The sequence below is a fragment of the Stenotrophomonas acidaminiphila genome, from assembly GCF_001431595.1.
GTDB lineage: Bacteria > Pseudomonadota > Gammaproteobacteria > Xanthomonadales > Xanthomonadaceae > Stenotrophomonas > Stenotrophomonas acidaminiphila.
In genome coordinates this window covers 1-4,203 of sequence record NZ_LDJO01000034.1, presented here as the reverse complement: position 1 = coordinate 4,203, position 4,203 = coordinate 1, and the positions used below count along the sequence as shown (strand labels likewise).

General features: G+C 70.8%; 3 protein-coding genes. 2 read left to right on the top strand and 1 reads right to left on the bottom strand.

The window, feature by feature from the left end; genetic code table 11:
- Positions 1 to 421: 421 nt before the first annotated feature.
- Positions 422 to 610: an oxidoreductase-like domain-containing protein gene (locus tag ABB33_RS11805; protein ID WP_056932246.1), complete on the top strand. Its 189-nt coding sequence runs from the start codon at positions 422 to 424 to the stop codon at positions 608 to 610.
- A gap of 70 nt (positions 611 to 680) precedes the next feature.
- Positions 681 to 2,051 (top strand): virulence factor family protein, encoded by a 1,371-nt coding sequence (locus tag ABB33_RS11800; protein ID WP_056932245.1) that lies wholly within the window; start codon positions 681 to 683, stop codon positions 2,049 to 2,051.
- On the opposite strand, the gene mprF is transcribed toward ABB33_RS11800, so the two are convergent.
- On the bottom strand, positions 2,017 to 4,203 hold a 2,187-nt coding region (gene mprF, locus ABB33_RS11795; protein WP_056932244.1), incomplete at its 5' end, for a bifunctional lysylphosphatidylglycerol flippase/synthetase MprF. The genes ABB33_RS11800 and mprF overlap by 35 nt on opposite strands.

Sequence of the window (4,203 nt, the reverse complement as noted above, 5' to 3'; positions counted from 1 at the left end):
TGCCGCGGGTCCACTCCGCCAGCGGGATTTTTCTACGCGACCCAGCTGCGATGCAGCTGGGGCCGGGGCAGTCGCCTCACGGCGCCAGCCCGCTCACCGGGGCGAAGCAGGGCTTCGCCTATTTCCGGTTCGCCCCTGTCGCGTAGAAAAACGGCGTGCATCCCTGCACGCCGCCCTTCGGGTTATTCCCGCCGGCTCCGTCGCTGCGGAAGGGGACCCGGAAGGCAAAAGCCAAAAGCCAAAAGCAAAAAGCAAAAAGCAAAAAGCAAAAAGCAGAGCAAAATCACGGCAACAGCAACAGCAACAGCAACAGCAACAGCAACAGCAACAGCAACAGCATGTTGAGGTTGAGGCTGCCTGGCGGCCCCATGGCCTAGAATTGCTCCATCCTGTTTTTACGACGGCCGCGCTGGCCGACGCGATGAACCCGATCCCCATCCCCACGCCCGACCCGGACCCGCGGCCCACGCCGCCGGAGGAGCCGGGTCCCAACGAGTGCTGCGGCAGCGGCTGTCCGCTGTGCGTACTGGACCTGTATGCCGACGAATTGGCGCGCTACCGGCAGGCGCTGGCGGCGTGGAAGCTGCGCCATCCGGACGCGCAGGACTGACACCGCGTTTCCACCCCGTTCCCGCATCGGCAGGCGTAGGCTTGCCGTTTCCCCGGTCAAGGAAGCTCTCATGGCATATGCGTCGCTGGCTCTGGTGGTGGTGATGGCGTCGAGCCTGCTGGCCGCGCCGGCGCTGGCGGTGGAGCCGGTCAGTCACGGTCGGTTCGAACGGGTGCCGGTGCTGCTGCCCGACGGACCGGTGCAGCGGGTGGTGGTGTGGTTCGCCGGGCAGGGCGACGCCGCGCTGCGGCAGGCGCGACTGCAGGCGCTGCGCCGCGACGGTGCGATGGTGGTGGACGTGGATACCCGCCACCTGGCCGGGGTACTGGCCAAGGCGGGGGGCAGCTGCGGCTTCTCCGCCGGCGACGTGGAGAATTTCTCGCGTTACGTGCAGGCCTATCTGCGCGTACCGACCTACCACCTGCCGATCCTTGGCGGCGATGGCGCCGGGGCGGCGTTGGCCTATGCGGTGTCGGCGCAGTCCGGCCCGGACGTGTTCGCCGGTCTGCTAACCGAGGATTTCTGCCCGCGCCTGGACGATGCGCGGATGATCTGCGGCGACGGTATCCACGGCGGCACGCTGCTGCCGGTGGCGCTGGGCTTCCCGTGGCTGGATGCCGCGCCGGGGCGTGCACCGCGCTGTCCGGCGGGTGAGGTCGAGGCCTTCGCGCGGGCGGTACCGCTGGCGCGGCGCTTCCAGCGCACTGCCGCCGGCAGCGCGCTGCCGGGCGAGGTTGCCGCGGCGCAGGTACTGGGCGCGCAGCGCGGGGTGAGCCTGCCGCCGGTGCCGCACGAGCTGGACGGCCTGCCGCTGGTGGAAGTGCCGGCTGCCGGCAATGGCGACACTTTCGCCGTGTTCGTTTCCGGCGATGGCGGCTGGGCCGGGCTGGACAAGGAGGTCGCCGGCGCGCTGGCCCAGGCCGGTATCCCGGTGGTGGGCGTGGATTCGCTGCGCTATTTCTGGAGTGCGCGCACGCCGGCCGGTTTCGCCGCCGACCTGGACCGCATCGCCCGCCACTACGCGCGGCAGTGGCAGCGCCCGAAGCTGGTGCTGCTCGGCTTCTCGCAGGGTGCCGACGTGCTGCCGGCGGCGATCAACCGGTTGTCGGCCGATACCGCCTCGATGCTGGCGATGACGGCGTTGCTGTCGGTGGGCACGCACGCCGACTACGAGTTCCACGTCAGCAACTGGCTGGGCGGCGATGGCGACGGCTTGCCGATCGCCCCGGAGATGCGCCGGCTGCCGGCGGCGCGCACGGTCTGCGTGTACGGCCAGGACGACGACGATGCGCTGTGCCCGCGGTTGCCGGCCGGTTCGGCGCAGGTCGTGCGCATGCCCGGCGACCATCATTTCCAGGGCGACTATGCGGGGCTGGCGCGGGTGATCCTGCAGCAGCTGCGCGCGCTCAGTTCGACTGCCGGCGCGGATCCAGCGAAATGAGCCGGGTCACGTCCAGCAGCGCGGCGGGCAGGTGCATGCCGCCCGGCGCGGCGAGGTAGCGCGGGCGCCACTCCGGCGCGAACTTGGACTTGAAGCGGCGCAGGCCGCCAAAACCGTAGAAGCGCTCGCCGTGGCGCGCGACCAGGTTGGCGAAGCGGTTCCAGCGCCCGGCCAGGCGGTGTTCGGCCAGCCCCGTCAGCGGTGCCATGCCCAGCGAGAAGCGGGTATGGCCGTTGGCCGCGCCCCACAGGAACAGTTCGATGAACAGGAAGTCCATGGTGCCCTTGGGGGCATCGGCGGAGTGCCGCATCAGGTCCACCGACAATTCCTGCGCGAGGGGTGCCTGCCACAGGTTGGCGAACGCCACGATCCGGCCCCCGGCTTCGACCAGGGCCATCGGGAAACGGCACAGGTAGGCGGGATCGAAACTGCCCAGCGAGAAGCCCTTCTCGTCGCCGGCCTTCTCCTCCAGCCAGGCGTCGGAGATCGCCTCCAGCGCCGGCAGCAGCGCCGCGACATCCTCGGCCGGCACCACGCGGAAGCCGAGGCCGCTGCGCCTGCCCTTGTTCCAGGCCTGGCGCAGTTCCGCACGCGCGCTGCCTTCCAGGCTGAAGCCGTCCAGCGACACCATCGCCTCCTCGCCGAGCTTGACCAGGGTCAGGCCCAGGTCGAGATAGGTCTGCCAGTGCTGGTCGCCGGTCTGGTAGAACACCGGGCGCAGGCCGAGCCGGTCGGCCTCCTCGCGGAACTTCCAGATCAACGTGCGCACCGTGTCCGGCGGGCCGACCGGGTCGCCCATCGATACCAGCGAACCACCGTAGCGCTGCATCATCACGAAGCCGTTGCCGTCTTCGCTGCGCAGGATCGCCTTGTCGCCGGTCATCGCCAGGCAGGCCTGGGTGTCGTGCGCGCGTGCCAGCAGCGGCCGCAGCTGTTCGAGCAGCGCGGCATCGGGAAGCGGCAACGGCGCGCGCGTGCTGTGCAGCAGCCGCGCCAGCCCGAACACGATCACCACGATGCTGACCAGCAGCAGCGCGCGCAGCGCGCGCGGGGCATTGCCGGAGGTGGCGAACTGCCACCACAGCTCGTTCTGGTACTCGACATGGCTGTAGACGAAGAACAGCAGCCACACCGTGGCCACCAGCACCAGCGCCACGTTGCGCAGCCAGGGCCAGGACCATGCCTCGTCGAGCAGCGCGCCCTGCCGGTAGAACTCGCGCCGCGCCGACCACAGCGCCGCCGCCACCAGCGGCAGGGTCAGCGCCACCAGCGCATGGCCGCCGCGCAGCCAGGCCGGGATCGGCAGCACCACGCTCAGCGCCAGCGCGATCAGCCATGCCGCATGGCTGCGCCGCTGCAGGCCCTGGCCGATCAGCAACAGCAGCACGCCGCCCAGGCTGCCCAGCAGGTGCGAGGTCTCCACGATCGGCAGCGGCGCATGCAGCGCGCGCTGCCGCGGCGCCGGCAGGGTGCCGTCGATCACCAGCAGCGCGCCGACCGCGAACACCGCCAGTGCGATGACCTGCGGCAGCCACGGGCGCAGCACGTTCCAGGCGGTGCTGGCGCCGCTGCGCAGCGGCCGGCGGATGGCGGCCAGCCCAGCCAGCAGGGTGGAGAGGAACAGCGGCACCAGGTAATAGGTGACGCGGTAGGCCACTGCCGCGGCGAGGATGGCCGCCGGCGCCACCTGCGGCAGCAGCTTGAGCAGGCTCCATTCGAACACCCCAAGCCCGGCCGGCACCGTGGAGAGCAGCCCGGCCACCACCGCCACCAGGTACAGCCCGACGAAGCCGATATAGCCCACGCCGTCCTGCGCCGGCAGCAGCACGTAGAACGCGGCCGACGCCAGCCCCAGCTCCACCAGGCTCAGCGCGGTGACTTCCAGCACCGTGCGCCGGTCCGGTATCCACACCCGGTGCCGGCGCCAGCCGATGCTGCGGCCGCCGGCACCGACCAGCAGCCACATCGCGCCGAAACCCAGCAGCAGGGCGATGCCCAGCATGCGCACCCACGGCACGGCCAGCGGCAGCGCCAATGCCGCCGCGCCCGGTTCCAGCCATAGCGCCAGGCCGAGCAGGACCCAGGCACCGAACACGAAGCCCAGCGTGCTCATCAGCACCACCTGGCCGATCTCGGCCAGGTGGTGCTGATG

Excerpts from the sequence above, each read along its gene's own strand:
- ABB33_RS11800 (WP_056932245.1), top strand. The coding sequence starts at position 681 with ATGGCATATGCGTCGCTGGCTCTGGTGGTGGTGATGGCGTCGAGCCTG.
- ABB33_RS11805 (WP_056932246.1), top strand. The coding sequence starts at position 422 with ATGAACCCGATCCCCATCCCCACGCCCGACCCGGACCCGCGGCCCACG.